This is a genomic window from Parashewanella sp. 2304DJ23-3 (assembly GCF_056591695.1).
Window position 1 is genome coordinate 37407 of sequence record NZ_JBWQOH010000004.1, and the last position, 21495, is coordinate 58901.

Annotated in this window: 20 protein-coding genes; 5 read left to right on the top strand and 15 right to left on the bottom strand. The window is 40.3% G+C overall.

Annotated elements, in window-relative coordinates; translation table 11 throughout:
• Positions 1-19 precede the first annotated feature (19 nt).
• The 3 genes from AC1EU2_RS10085 to AC1EU2_RS10095 all read right to left on the bottom strand — a co-directional run bounded on the left by AC1EU2_RS10085 (position 20) and on the right by AC1EU2_RS10095 (position 2868).
• A complete protein-coding gene (locus tag AC1EU2_RS10085) occupies positions 20-454 on the bottom strand; it encodes an arsenate reductase family protein (protein WP_480298160.1) in 435 nt (144 codons plus the stop codon).
• A gap of 9 nt (positions 455-463) precedes the next feature.
• Positions 464-1477: an ACR3 family arsenite efflux transporter gene (gene arsB / locus AC1EU2_RS10090; RefSeq protein ID WP_480298161.1), complete on the bottom strand. Its 1014-nt coding sequence runs from the start codon at positions 1475-1477 to the stop codon at positions 464-466.
• 92 nt (positions 1478-1569) lie between these two features.
• Positions 1570-2868 (bottom strand): M20/M25/M40 family metallo-hydrolase, encoded by a 1299-nt coding sequence (locus AC1EU2_RS10095; RefSeq protein ID WP_480298162.1) that lies wholly within the window; start codon positions 2866-2868, stop codon positions 1570-1572.
• A 114-nt stretch (positions 2869-2982) separates the two neighbouring features.
• Here AC1EU2_RS10095 and AC1EU2_RS10100 point away from each other — a divergent pair, with 114 nt between their 5' ends.
• Positions 2983-4620: an acetolactate synthase large subunit gene (locus AC1EU2_RS10100; RefSeq protein WP_480298163.1), complete on the top strand. Its 1638-nt coding sequence runs from the start codon at positions 2983-2985 to the stop codon at positions 4618-4620.
• Between the two features lie 19 nt (positions 4621-4639).
• On the opposite strand, the gene AC1EU2_RS10105 is transcribed toward AC1EU2_RS10100, so the two are convergent.
• The 3 genes from AC1EU2_RS10105 to AC1EU2_RS10115 form a co-directional block, all read right to left on the bottom strand.
• Positions 4640-5527: a sterol desaturase family protein gene (locus tag AC1EU2_RS10105; RefSeq protein WP_480298164.1), complete on the bottom strand. Its 888-nt coding sequence runs from the start codon at positions 5525-5527 to the stop codon at positions 4640-4642.
• A 9-nt stretch (positions 5528-5536) separates the two neighbouring features.
• Positions 5537-6082 (bottom strand): hypothetical protein, encoded by a 546-nt coding sequence (locus AC1EU2_RS10110; RefSeq protein ID WP_480298165.1) that lies wholly within the window; start codon positions 6080-6082, stop codon positions 5537-5539.
• Positions 6083-6157: 75 nt separating this feature from the next.
• Positions 6158-6739: a TetR/AcrR family transcriptional regulator gene (locus tag AC1EU2_RS10115; RefSeq protein ID WP_480298166.1), complete on the bottom strand. Its 582-nt coding sequence runs from the start codon at positions 6737-6739 to the stop codon at positions 6158-6160.
• A 125-nt stretch (positions 6740-6864) separates the two neighbouring features.
• Here AC1EU2_RS10115 and AC1EU2_RS10120 point away from each other — a divergent pair, with 125 nt between their 5' ends.
• Positions 6865-7059, top strand: a complete 195-nt coding sequence (locus AC1EU2_RS10120) for a hypothetical protein (RefSeq protein ID WP_480298167.1) — start codon at positions 6865-6867, stop codon at positions 7057-7059.
• A 94-nt stretch (positions 7060-7153) separates the two neighbouring features.
• Here AC1EU2_RS10120 and nlpI read toward each other — a convergent pair whose 3' ends face one another.
• Both nlpI and pnp read right to left on the bottom strand, forming a co-directional pair.
• On the bottom strand, positions 7154-8026 hold the full coding sequence (gene nlpI, locus AC1EU2_RS10125) for a lipoprotein NlpI (protein ID WP_480298168.1): 873 nt from the start codon (positions 8024-8026) through the stop codon (positions 7154-7156).
• Positions 8027-8124: 98 nt separating this feature from the next.
• On the bottom strand, positions 8125-10233 hold the full coding sequence (gene pnp, locus AC1EU2_RS10130) for a polyribonucleotide nucleotidyltransferase (RefSeq protein WP_480298169.1): 2109 nt from the start codon (positions 10231-10233) through the stop codon (positions 8125-8127).
• A 170-nt stretch (positions 10234-10403) separates the two neighbouring features.
• Between pnp and AC1EU2_RS10135 the strand changes: the two genes are divergently transcribed.
• Positions 10404-12470 carry a putative bifunctional diguanylate cyclase/phosphodiesterase gene (locus AC1EU2_RS10135; RefSeq protein ID WP_480298170.1) on the top strand — a complete coding sequence of 689 codons (2067 nt, stop codon included), beginning with the start codon at positions 10404-10406 and terminating at the stop codon, positions 12468-12470.
• A gap of 129 nt (positions 12471-12599) precedes the next feature.
• Entirely contained in the window at positions 12600-13928 is a 1329-nt protein-coding gene (locus tag AC1EU2_RS10140; RefSeq protein WP_480298171.1) for a hypothetical protein, read from the top strand.
• A 52-nt stretch (positions 13929-13980) separates the two neighbouring features.
• On the opposite strand, the gene rpsO is transcribed toward AC1EU2_RS10140, so the two are convergent.
• The 3 genes from rpsO to AC1EU2_RS10155 form a co-directional block, all read right to left on the bottom strand.
• Positions 13981-14250 (bottom strand): 30S ribosomal protein S15, encoded by a 270-nt coding sequence (gene rpsO / locus AC1EU2_RS10145; protein ID WP_129945363.1) that lies wholly within the window; start codon positions 14248-14250, stop codon positions 13981-13983.
• Between the two features lie 127 nt (positions 14251-14377).
• Positions 14378-15040 carry a hypothetical protein gene (locus AC1EU2_RS10150; RefSeq protein ID WP_480298172.1) on the bottom strand — a complete coding sequence of 221 codons (663 nt, stop codon included), beginning with the start codon at positions 15038-15040 and terminating at the stop codon, positions 14378-14380.
• Between the two features lie 59 nt (positions 15041-15099).
• A complete protein-coding gene (locus tag AC1EU2_RS10155) occupies positions 15100-15285 on the bottom strand; it encodes a hypothetical protein (protein ID WP_480298173.1) in 186 nt (61 codons plus the stop codon).
• Positions 15286-15673: 388 nt separating this feature from the next.
• Here AC1EU2_RS10155 and AC1EU2_RS10160 point away from each other — a divergent pair, with 388 nt between their 5' ends.
• Complete coding sequence (locus AC1EU2_RS10160; RefSeq protein ID WP_480298174.1) at positions 15674-15853, top strand: hypothetical protein; 180 nt, start codon at positions 15674-15676, stop codon at positions 15851-15853.
• Positions 15854-15890: 37 nt separating this feature from the next.
• Here AC1EU2_RS10160 and truB read toward each other — a convergent pair whose 3' ends face one another.
• The 4 genes from truB to nusA all read right to left on the bottom strand — a co-directional run bounded on the left by truB (position 15891) and on the right by nusA (position 21485).
• Complete coding sequence (gene truB / locus AC1EU2_RS10165; protein WP_480298175.1) at positions 15891-16838, bottom strand: tRNA pseudouridine(55) synthase TruB; 948 nt, start codon at positions 16836-16838, stop codon at positions 15891-15893.
• A complete protein-coding gene (rbfA, locus tag AC1EU2_RS10170) occupies positions 16838-17239 on the bottom strand; it encodes a 30S ribosome-binding factor RbfA (RefSeq protein ID WP_480298176.1) in 402 nt (133 codons plus the stop codon). The genes truB and rbfA overlap by 1 nt, the downstream gene beginning before the upstream one ends.
• Positions 17240-17307: 68 nt before the next feature.
• Complete coding sequence (gene infB / locus AC1EU2_RS10175) at positions 17308-19953, bottom strand: translation initiation factor IF-2 (protein ID WP_480298177.1); 2646 nt, start codon at positions 19951-19953, stop codon at positions 17308-17310.
• Between the two features lie 26 nt (positions 19954-19979).
• Positions 19980-21485 carry a transcription termination factor NusA gene (nusA, locus tag AC1EU2_RS10180; RefSeq protein ID WP_480298178.1) on the bottom strand — a complete coding sequence of 502 codons (1506 nt, stop codon included), beginning with the start codon at positions 21483-21485 and terminating at the stop codon, positions 19980-19982.
• Between the last annotated feature and the right edge of the window lie 10 nt (positions 21486-21495).

Below are 21495 nucleotides of genomic sequence, written 5' to 3' on the forward strand. Positions count from 1 at the left end.
AAAAAGGCAAAAGTCCTAGCTAAGCATCAATATCAGAAACTGGTTGTTGCCCTGATTCATCAAGGATCATTTCTCCGCCCTCTTTGAATAAAGGCCCTGTAGGCCATGTGTCTAACATATCCAGCACAGATTCACTTGGACGACACAGCTTAACTCCTTTGGGAGAGCAAACTATCGGGCGATTAACGAGCACAGGGTATTCCAACATGGCATCGAGTATTTCAGTATCAGTAACAGTCTCATTAAGTAGCCCAAGCGTTTCAGCGGGTGACTTCGTTTTCCTCAATGCTTGCTTAGGAGTTAGGTTCGCAGCGGCAAATAGCGCCAGTAATTGATGCCGAGTCCACCCTACTTTTAAATATTCCACTACAATCGGCTCGTACCCCGCCGCTCTGATAATATTAAGCACATTACGAGATGTACCGCAGTCTGGATTATGATGCACAACAATCATAACTTGCTCCTACTCAAACCAATTTCTGGTGCGATTTGCAAACCAAACTAATGAAAGCATGACTGGAACTTCAACCAACACACCAACTACAGTCGCTAAAGCAGCACCTGAATGTAAGCCAAATAATGAAATTGCGACAGCAACAGCAAGCTCAAAAAAGTTTGAAGCGCCAATCATGCAAGCTGGTGCAGCAATGTTATGTTTTAGCTTTAGCTTTTTCGCAAAATAGTAAGTAAGTGCGAAAATTCCATAAGTCTGTATTAATAATGGAATTGCGATCATTCCAATCACAAGCGGCTTATCGATGATAGCTTCTGACTGGAATCCAAATAATAAAACCACGGTTAATATCAGCCCAAAAACAGACCATGGTTTCAATTTTTTACTGAACTGTTCAAGTCTTCGCTCACCACTTTTATTCAATTTATGTCGAGTCAACGCACCAGCGATGAGCGGAAATAACACGTACAGCACAACAGATAATACCAGTGTATCCCATGGCACTGTGATATCGCTGACTCCTAACAGCAAACCCGCAATAGGAGCAAATGCAAATATCATGATGACATCATTAACAGAGACCTGCACCAAAGTGTAATTAGCATCGCCTTTTGTCATTTGGCTCCATACGAATACCATCGCAGTACAGGGAGCAACTCCTAACAAAATCATTCCTGATATATATTGTGTCGCTGTTTCAGCGTCTACCCAGTTGGCAAAAAACACTTTAAAAAAAAGCCAACCTAATAATGCCATCGAAAACGGTTTCACCAACCAATTTATAACAAGTGTGAGTACTAACCCCTTTGGCTTTTTACCTACATCTTTCAGAGACGAAAAGTCGATCTGCACCATCATTGGATAGATCATTAACCAAATTAAAACAGCAATAAGTAAATTTACGTGGGCATATTCAAGCAACGCAATGTAACTGAATGCACTTGGCATTAAACTGCCAAGTGCAATACCGACAACAATAGCTAAGCCAACCCACAAAGATAGATAACGTTCAAAGATTCCCATTTTTATACCCAATATTTAATATATGCTTTTTAATATATACGAATATACAAATATGGAATTTGAAGTCAATCACATTCTTAGTGTGTCGGTGTTTATTTTATTGTGTAGCTATCCACTGATATAGCGTTTACCAATAACGCTGTTTTAATCATTGCTTGTGGAAAGCTTGCTAAATCAATCGTTTCTTGTACTGAGTGAAGACCAGTACCTAGCACACCTAACCCACCAAGCGTTGGAACGAAAGGGGCAACGTGGTTTATATCAGCGGCTCCTCTCTTATTAGCATCAAGCGGTGTAATATTATGCTCGCCCACTTGTGCAGCTATTTCAGCATATTTATTGAAAAGTGCCATATTTTCAGGTGTAGCCGCCATTGCGGGTTTTTCATCAAAAAATTCTATTTGGCTTTTTGTTTTGAGAAGAGGTGTTGCAACAATTTTCTTCATCATCGCTTTTGCATTCTTGAGTTGTGTTTGAGTTTTAAACCTCAAGTCACCTTCACTCACAACAATTCCTGCGGTGATATTATCTTTACCATACCCTTCGTAGTCATTCTCAGTTTTAAACTTAACCGAAGAGCCACCTACGATTTTCCCCGGGTTGACAGTTAACCCATTACTATCAGAAAACGCTTTACGAAATGCATTTAATACTCTCGCTTGCTCATAGGCTGAACCAAACCCAACTTCCTTAGAGAAGATTTTTGAAGAGTGAATGGCCATTGATGAACTGGTTAACTTCCAGCTCGTGTAACCACGTCTTGCAATTGTGCCTTTATTAGCAATTTGCCATTCAAACCCGAGTGCAGCTTTCGATTTTTTTGCGAATTTGATTAAGTTTTGCCTGCTCAGTTTGGCTCCACCAATACTGTTTTCTTCATCCCCCATTAATGCAACAAAAATACACTTCCCCTTAAGCTGATTGGTGTGTGCTAATGCTTTCATCGCGTACAAGATGACAAGATTCCCGCCTTTATTATCGACCACACCCGGGCCATGAGCCTTATCCCCGTCTAAAACAAACTTCTGAAACGGAGACTCTTTAGCAAACACAGTATCAAGGTGCCCAATCATTAAAATACAGTTACCACTATTTTCACCGTAGGTAGAAAATAAGTTACCGGCTCTTTGCGGTGATTCGACCCAATAGCTTTTAAACCCAAGTTCAGTAAATTCTTTTCTAAAAAATTCACCCACCTTTTTAACCCCTGGAACGTTAAAGGTACCACTATTGATATTCACAATATTTTTGAGATCGTTAATGGCTTGGCCTTTATTACTTTGGATGAATTCGCTCATTTGTTTCTGTTTATCGGTTTGCTGAGCGATAGATAACAGAGGGTGAAACAGAAGCAGTGCTACCGCTAAAAAATGCACACATTTGTTACGCATATTTTTCTCCTAAGGTAAAAACGAACTCATCACTTTCTAATAAAAACAGTTTAGCCCAACGAACCACAAATGCTTTTCTATACTTACTTAGATTGCTCGTATTCAGGATAGGAAATGAAAACTTCGGACTTATTCGTAAAAGCATTAGAAAATGAAGGTGTTGAATATATTTACGGGATTCCCGGTGAAGAAAACCTAGACTTCTTAAATTCGCTTGTGGATTCTTCAATTCGACTTATTCTTACTCGCCATGAACAGTCAGCTGGCTTTATGGCAGCAACTTATGGGCGTCTCACTGGCAAACCAGGCGTGTGTTTATCCACCTTAGGTCCAGGTGCAACTAATTTTGTCACCGCTGCTGCTTATGCTCAATTAGGCGCAATGCCAATGATAATGTTAGGTGGACAAAAACCCATACGAAAATCGAAACAAGGCCGTTTTCAACTTGTAGATGTTGTTGGTTTGATGAAACCAATAACAAAATACTCTGAGCAAATCAGTGATGGTAATAATGTCCCTTATATGATCAGAGAGGTATTTCGGTTAACCAGCGAAGAACGACCAGGAGCTGCTTACATTGAATTGCCCGAAGACATAGCAGCATCCATTACCGATTCAGAAGTTTACGATGTGATTCAATGTCGTCGTTCACAAGCAAATCCGGTTTGCATCGAGCATGCAATCGAAATGATTGATGCGTCAGAAAGACCACTACTGTTAATCGGCGCAGGTGCAAATAGGAAGTCATCAACAGAAGCACTGACCAAATTTATTGATAAAACGGGTATCTATTTTTTCAATACTCAAATGGGTAAAGGGGTTGTTGATGAAAGGCATCCACAATTTCTAGGAACATCAGCATTATCTGAAAACGATTTTTTACATTGTGCTATTGAACGTGCAGATTTAATCATCAATGTCGGACATGATATTGTAGAAAAGCCGCCTTTTTTTATGGAGCAAAATGGTACAAAAGTCATTCACATCAATTTCTTTCCAGCACGATGCGACGAAGTGTATTTCCCGCAATTGAACATTGCTGGAGACATCAGCGATACCGTTGAAGCATTGACATGCGCCACAAAAAAATTAACCCAAGATCTCAGTTACTTTAAAAGAGTTAAACAATTCGTTGATGAGAAAGTTTCAGAGTATTTTGATGACAAGCGCTTTCCAATACTGCCTCAACGATTAGTCCGAGTCTTACGAAAACGTTTGGATGATCAGGACATTGTTACGCTCGACAATGGCATTTATAAAATTTGGTTCGCACGTAATTATGCTTGCCACTCAAGCAACACATTACTTCTCGATAATGCACTTGCAACTATGGGAGCTGGGCTTCCATCGGCAATGGTCGCCAAGCAGCTCAACCCTTCTAAAAAAGTCGTTTCCATTAATGGTGATGGTGGCTTTATGATGAATTCACAGGAACTTGAAACCGCTGTTCGTATGAAGCTCGATTTGGTCGTAATTATCTTAAACGATAACGCTTATGGCATGATCAAGTGGAAGCAAAAAGGCAGAGATTTTGAAGATTTCGGGTTAGATTTTAATAACCCTGACTTTGTGAAGTATGCAGAAAGCTTTGGTGCTGTTGGCCATCGACCTCAATCTCATGATGAACTTGAGACAATTCTTGAAGCTGCACTCTATAGTGAAGGCGTTCATGTAATAGATTTGCCGGTTGATTATTCATTGAATCATCACATTCTTAATGTCATTACTAAAGAAATAGCCTGCATTATTTGATGCAGGCTACAAAAAGTGGTTATTTATTTTTTCTTTCTTGTTGCCAAGTCCAGATAGGAGGCTTCACAAATAAGTTCCACCGGTATCGCCAGTTTGGAGCAGTAATAAATCGTTTTAGCAACTTCCAATATCCATCAAAATAGATCTTAATCGGATTCACACTATTGATTCTCGGGAAAACACCATAACGCACTGTCTCTTCTTCTCTCGCAAACGTACCGAACATACGATCCCAGATGATAAAAATGCCAGCATAGTTCTTATCAATATATTTTGTATTTGTTGCGTGGTGTACTCGATGGTGAGAAGGTGTATTAAAAATCGCTTCAAATGGACGAGGCAGTTTTTTAACACTTTCTGTATGCAATAAAGTCTGAAATAACTGCACTAGCATTTCTGATATGAAAATGATGATTGGATTAAAACCAATAACGGCAAGCGGTAGATGGAAAAATAATGGGAAAAACCAATCCAACGGCCCATGTCGATAAGCCACCGAAATATTGAAGTGTGGTGAGCTGTGATGCACGGTATGAGTTGCCCAAGCAAACCCATTACTGTGTAAGAAACGATGCTCCCAGTAATACGCTAAATCGGCAAGGACGATACAACAAAAAATGGTCCACATGGTAAAAGGTAACTCTGTGATTCTAAAATTATCATACACATAGAAAAACACTGATGTATAAGCTAATGCCGTAAACAATAGCGTGAACAGAAACAGACCAAGAGTGACAAAGTTAGCAACGCTATCTCCCAGAAGATTTCGAGTAAATTGTTTTTTAAAGACATACCTCAGAAGTTCAACACCAAATAACCCAAGTGCAACGACAAAAAACCAGTCATCAATTAAGGTATATAGATAATCTAACTCTTCTAGCTTAAAAGGCTGCAGTAATATATCCATAATTAACTCCTAATACAGCACGTTAAGTTCAGTCGCTGAAGTCGAGCCGTCTTCAGCCAAATATTTAACTTCAATCACCGCTTTAACTGCTCTGGAATAATCAACTTTATTCCAAGCATTCAGCAATTCATCACTCGTGCGCTTACCTTTAGACAGTAGTAGTTGTGTTTTACCTTTTGGGTAAGGGTAAGTCTGTTGCTCACCTCGAAAAATACGGCTGTCATAACCCATAGTGACCGTCATTGTCTGAAAATCATCAGTAAAATTTTGGTACACAATGTAAAGCTGTTTAGGCTGAACGTTGAACGAAGAATAAAGCTGCTCTTCTTTTTTTCTTAATAAGCTTTCCAATGAAGTGACATCATAATTAGTGACTTGCCCGCTGACTCCCACGAGTTTTAGTTCTACTGTTTTTGCATTTGAAGCATTCTCAACCTTACTTGTTAAGGCTTTTATTTGGGGCTCAGCATAAGCATATTTGGGTTGGTAGAGCGCAATTACGCATATTGCAGCGACTACAACTACTGAAGTCATTAAAGAATTGAAAAGATTCACGGCCACTCCTAGTCCATCATCGATAAAAATTACTTATCAAACTAACAGTAAATTTTCATCATGACAATCTATAATTTACACGGCCAGTGTATTACAAAGCAATATCGAACTGTGTTTTAGTTTGTGGATTGGTTCTACCAATTCGAGTAATACCATGGACTTTGACATTAGATAACTTGAGTAAACACCATAGCTTACTAGCTCAATATCTTCAGGCTTTGCATTGGGATACATCTCAGTGAGCACTTGGTTAAAATGCTCAATGAATTCATTCATAATGGTATTTTGATCTTCTTTAACAAGAGTGAGTCGTCGAGCTTCTGAAAACAGTTCATCACCAATGATGGTCTCTTGCACGGCTTGCATAGAGCCAACAGCAAAAAGTCCCTCCAATAAAGCGACATGTTGATTATTTTGGGGAAGCCACTTAATGGCTTCAGCCCATTGTTCTGAGTACTTTACCTTCCAGCGTTGACTTAAGGCACAGATGATATCGTCACGATTACCAATATAATGGCGCAGAATAGTACGCTTCATCCCCGCTTTTTCGGCTATATTTTCTAGTGAGGTTTCTTGTATACCTCGTTCCAATATACAGGCTTCAAGTGCATCGAGTATCTCAGTTTTCCGTTGCTCGGCCATACTTGGTCTTGCCATATCTTTCTCTATCCATCAAAAAATTTACCGATGATTAAAATAACCTTAAATTTTCAATTTGACAATTAACCTCTCTTTCTGAGAAACTAAGATTGTCAAAATGAAAATAAACTAATGGTAGTGGTATGTCAGAAATTTTCTCATCGATGTCTTGGAATTATTGGTTGGGTTTTACCCTGCTACTCTGGTTAGTATTTGACTTAATTAGAGGAAGAGCATACATCTGGCAAGCCTATGAACGTTCAGAAGAGCCACTAATGTATTGGTTCACTATGTTGATTTGGGGATTCGTTGCTGCCAGTTGTTTTTATGTCGGATAGCTTTTTATTTCCGCCTTAATTCAAATAGTAAAAAGAAACTGTCATCAAAAAAGGCTATCACTGATAGCCTTCTGAGGATGTTGATAAAATGAGCCTATTTTGATTCCAACAGTGCTTTCTCAGCTAAACTCAGTTCAATACCTGCATAACGATACTCAATAAAGTCATGCACATTTGTTGCTAAAACAAGTTTTAAGTATTCAATCGCTTTCTTGTTATCACCACGAATACGAGCTTGCTTAGCCATATAAAAATAGGCTTCACATAATCGTTCAGTGTACTCAACGGCAGGTTGTTCAGCATTCAAGTTTTCTTTTGCGTGCTTGAGTAGCGAAGATTCAGAGACTTTACCCAAATAATAGTCAACGAGAACCGTACTCCAAGCTTCAGGGTTTAACTGCTCACGCTGAGCTTTTAACGTTTCCAGTGCCGCTTTCTTATCATTCTCTCTGTTCGCAATGAAAAGCCATAAAATACGATACCCATCATGACTGTCCGCTTGATAAAACTGTTCAAGATTGTGACTGGCCAGTTTATTACGTTTACCGTAATACAACGCAATGCCTAGGTTTAAATGAGCATAGTCATAATTTGGAGCAAGCTCTAATACTGAGTCGAAGGCTTCATAAGCATTATCAAAATCCCCTTCTTGAGTATAATAAATGCCTAAAAAATTATAAGCATCTGCTAAGCGAGGATTAACCTTTAGCGCTTGTCTAAAGTCGTAACGAGCGAGTAACCTTAGCCCTACTTTGTCGTACAAAACACCGCGATCATAATGAAAACGTGCACGTTGCTGCTCGGTCAATTTTACCGTAGAAAGAATATCGTTGAGCTTGGCAATATTAAGTTCGGTTTGATAATTAGGAAGAACAGGCTCAAACAACAATCCCTTTTGTGTCGATGCACAACCCGTTAACCATCCAGCAAAAACTAAGGTTAACAGCACACGCAAATTCAATTTCATCTAAAAAGCCTTTGAAAATTAGAAAACTGAGCAACTATAGCAAACAAAAAAGGAGATCCGAAGATCTCCTTTTTGATAAATGAAACTTAGTGTTTCAATTATTCAGCGCTTTCTTCAGCAGCTTTCTTTTCTACTGCTTCTTTAATAGAAAGACGTACACGGCCTTGGCGATCAACTTCCATCACCTTAACTTTAACTTCTTGACCCATTTGTAAATGGTCAGATACGTTAGCAACACGCTCTTCACTGATTTGTGAAATATGAACCAGACCATCTTTACCAGGAAGAATGTTAACGAATGCACCGAAGTCTACGATACGGATAACTTTACCGTCATAGATACGACCCACTTCAACTTCAGCCGTTAGCTCTTCGATACGACGAATCGCTTCACGTGTGTCGTCACCGCTTGAAGAAGCGATGCGAACTGAACCATCATCATCCAGTTCAATCGTTGTGTTGGTTTCTTCAGTAAGTGCACGAATTACTGCGCCACCTTTACCGATAACATCACGGATTTTCTCTGGGTTGATTTTGATAGTTGTGATACGTGGAGCGTGATCAGAAATATCATCACGGTGAGTACCAATCGCTGAATCCATCACGTTTAGGATGTGGATACGAGCGCCCATTGCTTGTTGAAGAGCAATGTCCATGATCTCTTTAGTGATACCTTCAATCTTGATGTCCATTTGAAGAGCCGTAATACCACCACGAGTACCCGCTACTTTAAAGTCCATATCACCTAAGTGATCTTCATCACCCAAAATATCAGAAAGAACGACGAAATCGTCACCTTCTTTAACAAGACCCATTGCGATACCTGCAACAGAAGCCTTGATTGGTACACCAGCGTCCATAAGAGCTAGAGAAGTACCACAAACAGAAGCCATTGAGCTTGAACCATTTGATTCAGTAATTTCTGATACTACACGTACTGAGTACGGGAACTCAGTTTCTGATGGCATAACCGCATTAATACCACGCCATGCTAGCTTACCGTGACCAATTTCACGACGCTTAGGCGAACCAACCATACCTGTTTCACCAACAGAATAAGGAGGGAAGTTATAATGAAGCATAAAGCGATTTGTTCTTTCGCCCATGATGCTATCAATTTTTTGAGCATCACGTTCAGTACCAAGCGTCGCAGCAACCAATGCTTGAGTTTCACCACGAGTAAACACAGCACTACCGTGAGTACGTGGTAATACGCCAGCCAAAACATCTAGACCACGAACCATATCAGGCTCACGACCATCGATACGAGGTTCGCCACGGATGATACGGCCACGAACAACGTTTTTCTCTAAAGTGCTAAGCAATTTGTCAACTTCGCCTAAATCAACGTCTGCGTCTTCTGCAACCATTTGCTCTTTAGCGTTGTTTTTCAATTCGATGACAGCATCACGGCGCTCATGTTTTGCTGTGATTTCATACGCTTTACCCATTGCATCTTCTGCAATAGTTTTGATTTTTGCGTATAAGTCTTCGTTTTGCTCTGGTGCAGTCCAATCCCACTCAGGCTTAGCAACTGTTGCTTTGAACTCTGTGATAGCATCAACAACAACTTGCTGTTGGTCATGGCCATATACCACTGCACCTAACATGACTTCTTCAGGCAATGCTTGTGCTTCTGACTCAACCATCAGTACTGCTGATTGTGTACCAGCAACAACTAAATCAAGTTGACTACCGTCTTTTTGATCGATGTTCGGGTTTAGAACATATTCGCCATCTTTGTATCCAACGCGTGCTGCACCCAATGGGCCATTGAACGGGATACCAGAAATAGACAATGCTGCTGACGTACCAATCATTGAAATGATATCTGGCTCAATGTTTGGATCAACAGAAACAACAGTAATGATTACTTGAACTTCGTTCATGAAACCATTAGGGAATAATGGACGAATAGGACGGTCGATTAGACGAGCGATAAGAGTTTCGTCTTCCGATGGACGGCCTTCACGCTTGAAGAAACCACCTGGAATTTTACCAGCCGCATACGTCTTTTCTTGGTAATTAACCGTTAATGGAAAAAATCCACGGCTCAAGTCGGTATCTTTTTTACCAACGACAGTCACTAATACAGTGGTGTCGCCCATACTTGCTAGAACTGCTGCGTCAGCTTGACGTGCAATTACTCCGGTTTCCAAAGTAACGGTATGCTGACCGTATTCAAAACTCTTTACAATAGGATTCACTAGACCCATTCCTTAATATTTACCTTAATTTTCGGGCGTAAGTATACTTTAAATACAGTACATGAATAAAGCACCTATACTGATCTATTGTGGATATCACAAATATTTCATGATAAATGCCTCATTTAGGCACTAACTCGTTATAAATTTTGGGAAAAAGAGCTTCAAGGATGACAGCAATATTTTCTTCTTTAACTTGGAAGCAGGCATTTCTGGCGCTAAAAACAACGCTGCTGTTTGCTGTATTTATTTTTGTTATCGAATTTATTATCACTGTAAAGTCTGAACAACACCGACTTAAAGCCAACCAGCAACAACTCATCCAACGTTTAGAACAGGTCAGCCTTCAAGATAGGAATACCGAAACACTACCTCTGGCTGAAAAATTGGTCGACTTAGCACTTAATTTACCTTGGGTTAAATCTGTTGAAGTTGAGCTCAGTAATGGAGGACGCTTTTTCAGTGCAAATAAGCAACAAAAAGCGCCGCAATCACTCATATCCAATACCCTCGCCAATTTCATTGGTGAAGCTGAAACAAGTACTCACTTACTCTATAGAGCGGGATTACTCTTTGAAAAAGTAAACACTGCAACAAAAAAACCTTTTGCAAAAGTAACCCTTAATTATGACGACCGCTACATAAGTTCGCAGCTTACAACGCATCTCAAACATACATTTTTAGTCTCTTTGAGTGGAGCATTTGGTTTAACGATTATTCTCGCACTTGTGTTCCATCAATTTCTGACTCGGCCTGTTGTACATATCTGTGAATCTATGGATAGAATCAACCCTGAAGCACCTAAAGACAGTTTACTTCCTCGCATAGTGCATCATGGAAAAAGCGAATTAGGCACCTTAGTAACAAAGTTTAATCAAGTTCTAATTCAATTTGATGCAACACAAGCTAAGTTAAGGAAGTTGGCAACGAAAGATACCTTAACAGGACTGCCCAATCGTACTTTACTGCTTGAAACCGTACAAATTGCGATTCAACGTGCTAAAAACCAACGACGAACATTCGCTATTTTCTATATAGATTTAGACCGTTTTAAAAACATCAATGATTCCTTAGGCCATGACATTGGTGACCGATATTTAACAAGAGTTGCTAGAACCTTAAAACGCCACACCGGGGAAAAGGGGGTAGTTGCACGTTTAGGTGGTGATGAATTTGCGATTTTAGTTAATGATATTCAAGACCCAAACCGAGCTGGCGAATTTGCGCGTAAACTATTAGAACAGATCCAATTGCCACTTCAGCTAAATGGCCATGAGCTTCACCCTGACGCAGCTGTAGGTATTGCATTGTTTCCCGATGATGGGCACACAGCAGAAGATTTGATTCGTCGAGCTGAAACCGCAATGTATAACGCCAAAGATCTTGATTACGGAAATTGGGAATTCTTTAACCACAAAATGACCGAAAATGCGGTGGCTTCATTAGAATTAGAAGCAGAATTACATTCTACTATTATGCGTGAACTCGACAGTGACGAACCACTCGATGAACTGCAGCTTTTTTACCAACCGAAAATCGATTTAACAACAGGAAGAGTATGCGGTGCAGAAGCACTAATTCGATGGAAAAAAGATGGCAGCCTTATTTCACCAGCTAAATTTATCCCCATTGCAGAGCAGTCTAATTTGATTATAGCTCTAGGTCGCTGGGTCATTAAAGATGCATGCCGAACCATTGCACACTGGTCGAGGAGTTATAATCAAGTACCCAAAATCGCAATCAATATTGCCGCACGGCACTTTGTTGATCCAAATTTAATAAAACAAATCAAAGCTGCAACACATGTAAATAATATTGCACCAGACTTATTAGAAATCGAAATTACTGAAGGCTCATTTATTAATAATATTCAATTAGCGATCGCTCGTATAGAGCAACTGCAAAAAGCTGGATTTAACGTTGCTATTGATGATTTTGGGACTGGGTATTCTTCGCTATCTTATTTAAAGCTATTACCAATTAATACCTTAAAAATTGATCGAGCCTTTATAGAAGGTTTACCTGAAAATGACGCCATTGCTAAAACAATACTTTTACTCGGCGAACAAATGGGGTTTGAAATCGTAGCTGAAGGCATTGATGAAAAAAAGCAGCTTGAATGGCTTAAAGAACAAAACTGTCATATTGGACAAGGGTTTTACTTTGATAAACCACTTTCTCAGCAAGAATTTGAAGAAAAGTACTTAGAACCAGAACAATCCTCTCTCGACTTATAATCATCCAGATATTAAATCAGTATCACCTTTTAAAACATTTCTCAAAATTAACATTTATTCATACTTGTTGCTTGAACCAACTAGCTAAACAATAATCTGAATATTAAACAAACAATTATATGAGAACTAATGGCAGCTAAAGTAGTTAGTTCTATACAACGTCAATTCCCTGAAACACAGCTTTGCGAAGCTGTGGCGGATCATTTTTGGTCTTCTCCGCTACCTTCTAAGTGTTTTTCCTATAATGGTAAAGAATACATTTTGACCCCTAAGTATCATCAAACAAGAGGTTTTATAGAAGACGGTAACTACAAAGAATCCACTGTACTTTGTGGGTCTCAATGCAAATATAATTCTTCAACTCTATATAAATCAACTGCAAAAACAGAAGTTAGCTATTATAAAGTTCAACGTTATTCGACAAAACCATCAACTTTTAAAGAAGAGCTTAAACAACGTATTTTAAGCTTTTTTGGGTTATCAGACTGCCAGAAAGTCGAAAAAGCGATTTTAAAAGAAGGCATAAGGCCTGTTGGCTACGATTACAAATGTTGTAATGATGAAGGTTCACCTAATAGAAGTAAACACTGCTGCAACATGTACCTGCCAAGGATAACCCACAGCACTCTGACCAGAGATGCACTCGCCTTAGAGGTTGATAAAAAAACTCAGTGTCCTGACACTTACGAGTTTTTAGGGGCTCCAGAACAGATAGAACAAGTATCCTTATCATCACCTGAACAGTTAATTGGCTTGCCTAGAATCCATGCCTTTGAAAAAAGAACTAAAACATTAGGAATAAACGAACTTAAAAAGGTACCCGAAGCAAAAACAGAGGCAGCAAATCAAATTGAAAAAAGTAGCATTGCTTATCGCTGCCCTATCAATGGTGAAAAGCTTAATCGAGCGAATGCAGTTTGTGTAAAGGTAAATGAAAGAGTGCATATCCTTTCTCGAAGCGGTATCAGATACATGCTTATTCACAGCTGTAAAATCAAAGGGTTAGAGCTTAACAAAGAGGACTTATTTAAAGCTAAATTCGAAAGTGTGGATAAGGCACACTTAGACAGCTGCTCTGTAAAACATCGCCTTAAGCAAAAACTATTTGGACATCATGTTCAAGTTTACACTGGCGAAACCATTGATATTGATGCCAAACGTTTCGGTCCTTCTGTTGTTCCTACTTGGTTTAAACAAAATAAATCACAGACACATGATGCTGAATCACAGATTGAAACAGCAACTCCTCCAATACCGATAAGAAGACCACGTGAAATTGCAGATGAACAAATACCTAGAGTTGAGAATCAAACAGCACTCAGTATTCAAAGTGAAAGTGTTACTAGCTCTATATCTGATTCTGGAATAGAAATGGAAGATAGCTATACCAGCTTACCTAAATACAAATGGTCTCATATTCAACCTTTAAGAGACTTCAATAGAATGTGTTCTGCATAAACGAAAAAAGAGGCTAAAAAGCCTCTTTTTAAAACTGGGATACGTTGCGAAATTAACGACGTAGACCTAGCTTCTGAATAAGAGCAGTATAACGCTCTGCGTCTTTCTTCTTAAGGTATGCAGTAAGCTTACGACGTGAGCTAACCATACGTAGAAGACCACGACGAGAGTGATGATCATGGATGTGCTCTTTGAAGTGAGATTGCAGGTGGTTGATTTGTGCAGTCAACAATGCAACTTGAACTTCTACAGAACCAGTATCGTTTTCACCGCGGCTGTATTCAGCTACGATTTTTGCTTTCGCTTCAGGACTTAGTGACATGTATATCTCCAAATATTTAAGTCAATTATCTCAAGCCAATCACTAACTCAGCTTGAGGGCTGCGCATTTTAACGCTAAAACGATGAAAAAACAACTTGGAGTATGTTATTGATGCTCTCTTTTATTGTCATTTTTTATAAACCAAATACAAATTGGCAAACCTTTCAATCTTATAATCTTTTTTATCTATTTGAGCATTTTGTAGTTGCTCTACGCTTAAAAGGTTCTTATCAAAAACGCATCTCACTCCACCTTGTTCATAACTATTTATCCATTTCAAATGTTCGTAGGAAACTTGATATGAAATTCCACCCAAGATACTTCTTTTGGCTATATCTTCATAAACGATATGAAGTGTGTCATTACTTCCAAACAAAAAACCACTACTAATAGGAAAAAAAGGGAAAACTGTTTCTACAATTTTCTTGAATGAAGGAGTGAAATCATCTTTTTTCCACCAAATGACAAGCTCACTGTAATTTGTATTTTCTGAAATAAAATCTAGAGATAGATTAAAACCAAGTGTTTCTTCAGATTCACCAGTTATTGTATTGTACTTATCATGCCCTTTGGTTAACAGTTTATTTCTAAAGGCTTTAAGACCAACTGTACTACCTTTTCTAATTCCGTATGGGTCATGAATTACGTAACACTTTGGCCTTTGGCAAAATTGCTCATCAAAAACCTTAAAAATAGAATCTAGAAGTTGTGGCCTTGAAATACTGATCTGGGCGTTTCCAATTGAATAAAGCTTAATCGCAGAGTATGCGTTCTTCTTTTTAAAAAACATTTAAATAAGCCTCAATTCGTAACCCGTTCTTAAACGCTTATCTAAACTACCTGTTCGGTTTAATAAGATAAAGCCCCCATGAAAGTGCTTTGCACTTTAAATCGTCGTGGGCTTTTGCCCACACCCAAGGAAAAGAGGAGTTCTCCAGCAAACTCCCCTCTTCTATCTCCCCATGCCGCCCAAACGAAGCTGAGCGTTTCAGATATTATTGAATAAATGACTAACGCCTCTGATGGTACATCCATGTACCTCAGAGCCTAATCCGACATCCATGTCGGATTCACGTCATTTTATATTCAATAATATCTTCAACAGCTTCGATGGGACTTTTCGTAGCCTGCGAAGTTATTTGGAATGTTCGCTTAGAGAATTACCGTCATGCCCGAGTGCTTTAGTCGGGCATCTGGTGTCTTTGTAAACTCTGGAAGAGTTTGTACGCCTTTGCTTTAAAAGTAGAGTGGTGCTTTGAGTCAAAAAGGCACTGGATACCCGTTTTCACGGGTATGACGTAACAGCTCTACCAGAGTTCATCAATAAACTTGAAGGCTGCAACGGTTCCCATTGAAGCTGTCGAATGACATTGGAATAAATATCGTAGCCGCAGCATGGACGCTGCGGCAGGTTTCGGGCTACATGGATGTAGCATCGAAAGCGTTAGATATTTATCCAAAAGGAATGAGGAGCTTTCAGCTTCGTATGGGCAGCTCAGGGGATTCTAAAGGGGAAGCAGCTGAAGGCTTCCCCTTTCGGCGGTGTGGTGTGCAACACCACGACTTTATAAACTTCGAAGAAGTTCTAACAATGAAAGCGTAAGCTTTCAAAAGCAAAACTCACTTTTTCCCAAGTGAACCTACTTCCCTTCTGACAACACAACCAATCGTTTAGGTTGCAACAAACCTTTCTGGTTCATCTCACCTACACCCACAAACAACTTATTCTCGCCAAGCGTAATTCTGACCAACTGTTCAGGTTGCAGATCAGCAGCTGGCACAGCTTGTCCTTGCATAATTGGTTCAAGCAATGCGATCGGTAGGTTAAGCTCTGGATATCGAGCTACTGCACTGTCCATAGGCAATAAATGTTTGTCTAGTTCAGTAAAGCGATGTTCGTCTTCAGGCTCTGTGCCTTCTACCATTTCTTGCAGTTGTTCTAATGTTACAATGCGCTCGTATGGATAGTCTGCAACATGAGTACGACGCAACATAATTACATGAGCACCACAACCCAGTATCTCACCAAGGTCATCAATGATAGTCCGAATATAAGTGCCTTTAGAGCAGTGAATGTCTAAAGTCAGCTCATCACCTTCGAGCTTAATAAATGTAAGATCGAATACAGTGATTGGACGTGCTTCACGAGGAACCGTAATGCCTTCACGGGCATACTTATATAGAGGCTGACCTTGATATTTGAGTGCAGAGAACATGGTCGGCACTTGTTTAATGTCACCACGGAATTGTTCTAGCCCCGCATCCAACTGTTCTTGAGTGAACTCGACAGGTTTAGTTTCAACAACTTCACCATCAGAATCACTAGTGTCCGTACGAACACCCAGTTTAGCGGTAACTAAATAACGCTTATCTGAATCTAATAAATGTTGTGAAAATTTGGTCGCTTCACCTAAACAAATTGGCAGCATACCTGTTGCTAGCGGGTCAAGCGCCCCCGTATGCCCAGCTTTTTGTGCATTGAACAAACGCTTTACACGTTGCAAGGCAAAATTAGAGCTCATGCCTGTGCTTTTATCTAATAAAACAATACCGTTTACCAGCCGACCTTTTTTAGAGCGACGAGCCATTAAGCCGTTTCCTCATCATCGCGATCGCTTGATTTTGCTTTTTCTTTATCTTTAATAACCACTTCGGTCACTAAAGAAGACATACGCATACCTTCGACCAGTGAACTATCATACTCAAACTTTAATTCTGGCATAACACGCAACTTCATGCGGCCTGCAACTAAACTGCGAATATAGCCAGCTGCTTTGGTTAGTGCTTCAAGCTTAGATTTTATTTGCTCTGGGTCTTCATCAAAAAATGTGACGAATACTTTTGCAAAACTAAGGTCACGTGACACATCAACGTCATTGACGGTCACCATACCAATGCGAGGATCTTTCATATCTCGCTGTATCACCATCGCCAACTCCTGCTGAAGTTGTTGACCAATGCGACGGGTACGACTGAATTCTTTAGCCATTTTCTTTACTCAAATAAAAAGCCATAAACTAAAAAAGGCGGCTATTGCCGCCTTTTTAAAAACACAACTTAAAGTGTTCTTGCCACTTCGACAGTTTCGAAGACTTCAATTTGGTCTCCAACTTTTACGTCGTTGTAGTTCTTAACGCCAATACCACATTCCATGCCATTACGAACGTCTTGAACATCGTCTTTAAAGCGACGTAATGATTCAAGTTCACCTTCGTAGATTACCACGTTTTCACGAAGTACACGGATTGGAGCGCTACGTTTAATGTTACCTTCAGTAACCATACAACCTGCAATGGCACCCAGTTTAGGCGACTTAAATACATCACGAACTTCAGCAAGACCAATGATTTCTTGTTTGAATTCAGGGGCAAGCATACCGCTCATCGCAGACTTAACTTCATCAATTAAGTTATAGATGATGCTGTAGTAACGTAAATCAACGCTTTCAGCTTCAATGGTCTTACGCGCTTGTGCATCTGCACGTACGTTAAAGCCAACCATGATAGCGTTAGACGCTGCTGCTAGTGTTGCATCAGTTTCTGTTAATGCACCAACACCACGACCAATGATGTTCACTTTAACTTCATCAGTTGAAAGTTTAATCAATGAATCACAAATCGCTTCAAGTGAACCTTGAACGTCTGCTTTTAGGATAATGTTGAGTTCAGCAACTTCGCCTTCAGTCATGTTAGCGAACATGTTTTCTAGTTTCGCTTTTTGCTGACGAGCAAGTTTCACATCACGGAACTTACCTTGACGGTAAAGTGCAACTTCACGAGCTTTACGCTCATCTTTAACAACAGTAGCTTCGTCACCAGCTTGTGGCACACCAGAAAGACCTAAAATCTCTACTGGGATTGAAGGACCAGCTTCAGTAATTGGTTGACCGTTCTCATCTTTCATCGCACGGATTTTACCGTACTCAAGACCACATAGAACGATATCACCTTGACGTAATGTACCTTCCTGAACAAGAACAGTAGCAACTGGGCCACGACCTTTATCAAGTTTAGATTCAACAACAACGCCAGACGCCATGCCTTCGCGAATTGCTTTAAGCTCAAGTACTTCAGATTGAAGCAAAATGCCTTCAAGAAGTTCGTCAATACCTGTACCTACTTTCGCAGATACGTTAACGAACATGTGCTCTCCGCCCCACTCTTCTGACATTACGCCATGTTGAGAAAGTTCACTTCTTACACGCTCAAAATCAGCTTCAGGCTTATCAACTTTGTTGACAGCAACAATCAAAGGTACGTCAGCTGCTTTAGCATGCTGAATCGCTTCAATTGTTTGTGGCATTACACCATCATCAGCAGCAACAACTAGAATTACGATATCCGTTGCTTTTGCACCACGAGCACGCATTGAAGTAAAGGCAGCATGACCTGGAGTATCTAGGAACGTCACCATGCCGTTTTCAGTTTCTACGTGGTATGCACCGATGTGCTGAGTAATACCACCGGCTTCGCCAGAAGCAACTTTTGCACGACGGATGTAATCAAGTAATGATGTTTTACCATGGTCAACGTGACCCATGATAGTTACAACAGGAGCACGAGGCTCAACTGATAGATCATCACCGCGATCAGCAAGTACTTGATGCTCAAGTTCGTTTTCACGAGTTAGCACTACTTTATGACCCATTTCTTCTGCAACCATTTGTGCAGTTTCTTGGTCAAGTACTTGGTTAATGGTAACCATGCTGCCCATCTTCATCATTTGCTTGATGATTTCGGTCGCTTTGATTGCCATTTTTTGTGCTAATTCAGAAACAGTAACAGTTTCACCAATCTTAACATCACGGTTTACCGCTGCAACTGGCTTATTGAAGCCATGAGCCATTGACTCTGGAGCAACTGATTTATTGTTGCGGTTGTTGCGGTTATTACGGTTACGGTCACGACCGCCACCCTTTGTTTTCTTGTTACGACGACGACCACGACGCTCTTCTTCAGCATCAGACTTATCTTCAGCAGCACGAGCCGCTTGAGATGTCGTGATGTGGTGATCAGCTGTTTTTTCAGCTTCTTTGCGTTTGGCTTCTTCTTCTTCCCAACGCTTTGCATTTTCTTCAGCTAAGCGGCGTGCTTCATCAGCGGCTTTTGAAGCCTCTTCTTCACGCTTTTGTTTCTCAGCTTGTTCTTGAGCAGTTCTTAAGCGCTCAGCTTCTTGTTTTGCTACTTCCACTTCTTTAGGATCTTGTTTCGCTTCTACTTCTACTGCTTTAGTCTTTGCTTTAGCTTCTGCTTCTGCTTTGGCTTTGGCCTTCGCTTCTGCTTTAGCTTTCGCTTCTGCGTCTGCTTTCGCTTTTGCCTCAGCTTTCGCTTTTGCCTCAGCTTTCGCTTCTGCTTCTACTTTAGCTTTCGCTTCTTCTTCCGCTTGCTGCTCTAGCTCTGCTGAATCACGCTTAACGAAAGTACGCTTTTTACGAACTTCAACTTGTACGTCTTTCGACTGACCTGAGCTACTTGAAACACTCAAAGTAGACTTTTGCTTACGCTGCAAAGTCATTTTTTGAGGCTTGGCATCCCCGCCATGTTGTTTCTTTAAAAAATCAAGCAATTGATTCTTTTCATCTTCCGTTACAGAATCATTCTTGCCTTTTTTAATACCAGCTTGTTCGAATTGCTCAATCAAACGATCAACGTTCTTGTCATTTCGTACTTCTGCAGCCAGTTTTTCTACTGTTGTTTCTGACATCAGTTAAACTCCCCCTGTTGATCGACTTATTCTGCTTCATCGCCAAACCAACAGATGTTGCGGGCAGCCATAATCAGCTCACCAGCTCTTTCTTCTGTCAATTCTTCAATTTCGATCAAATCATCAATGCCTTGTTCGGCCAAATCTTCTAGTGTAATCACACCTTTACTTGCAAATACGTAAGCAAGGTGCTTTTCTAGTCCTTCAAGTGCCAGTAGATCTGCACTTGGCTCTGCACCATCTAACGCTTCTTCAGAAGCTAATGCTGCAGTTGAAATTGCTGATTTCGCACGTTCACGCAATGCTTCAACAATATCTTCATCGAAACCGTCAATATCGAGTAACTCTGTTACTGGCACATACGCAATTTCTTCCAGAGAAGTGAAGCCTTCATCCGCAAGTACTTGAGCGAAATCTTCATCTACGTCTAATGCATTCACAAATAACGTTGTGATTTTCGCACTTTCAGCTCGGTGTTTCTCGTTCATTTCGTCAACAGTCATCACATTTAGCTCCCAACCGGTAAGTTGAGTAGCTAGACGAACGTTTTGACCATTACGACCAATAGCTTGAGCTAAAGCACCTTCTTCAACAGCAATGTCCATTGAATTTGAATCTTCATCAACGATGATAGATGCAACATCTGCTGGCGCCATTGCATTGATAACGAACTGAGCAGGATTATCATCCCAAAGTACGATATCGACACGCTCACCATTTAATTCGTTAGACACGGCTTGGACACGTGCTCCACGCATACCTACACATGCGCCGATTGGATCAATACGTCTGTCATTCGACTTAACTGCAATTTTTGCACGAGAACCAGGGTCACGAGAAGCACCCATGATTTCAATCATCTCATCCGCAATTTCTGGTACTTCTACACGGAACAGCTCAATCAGCATGTCCGGTTTTGTACGAGTTAAGAATAGCTGTGCACCGCGCGCTTCTGGGCGTACAGAGTAAAGCAATGAACGAACACGGTCACCTGGACGGAATGTTTCACGAGCGATGATGTCATCTTTAAAAAGTACACCATCAGCATTGTTACCTAAATCAATAACAACTGTGTCACGGTTACTCTTCTTAACAACACCAGTGATCAGCTCGCCTTCTTTATCTGCGAATTGCTCAACTACCTGTGCACGCTCAGCTTCTCGTACTTTTTGTACAATAACTTGCTTAGCTGTTTGCGTCGTAATACGGTCAAATTGAACTGACTCAATTTGCTCTTCGACGTAATCACCTTCATTTAATTCAGGATCATCAAACTGCGCAGCTTCAAGCGTGATTTCAGCATATGGGTTTTCTAATAGCTCACCCGCTTCAGGGTTAACTATCAACCAACGACGGAAAGTATCGTAATGACCGGTTTTACGATCAATCTCAACACGTACTTCAATGTCGCCTTCGTATTTTTTCTTTGTTGCTGTCGCAAGCGCAATCTCCAGCGCTTCAAAAATCTTTTCGCGTGGTACCGCTTTTTCATTCGATACCGCTTCCGCAACTAGCAGGATCTCTTTATTCATCGTCTTGCCT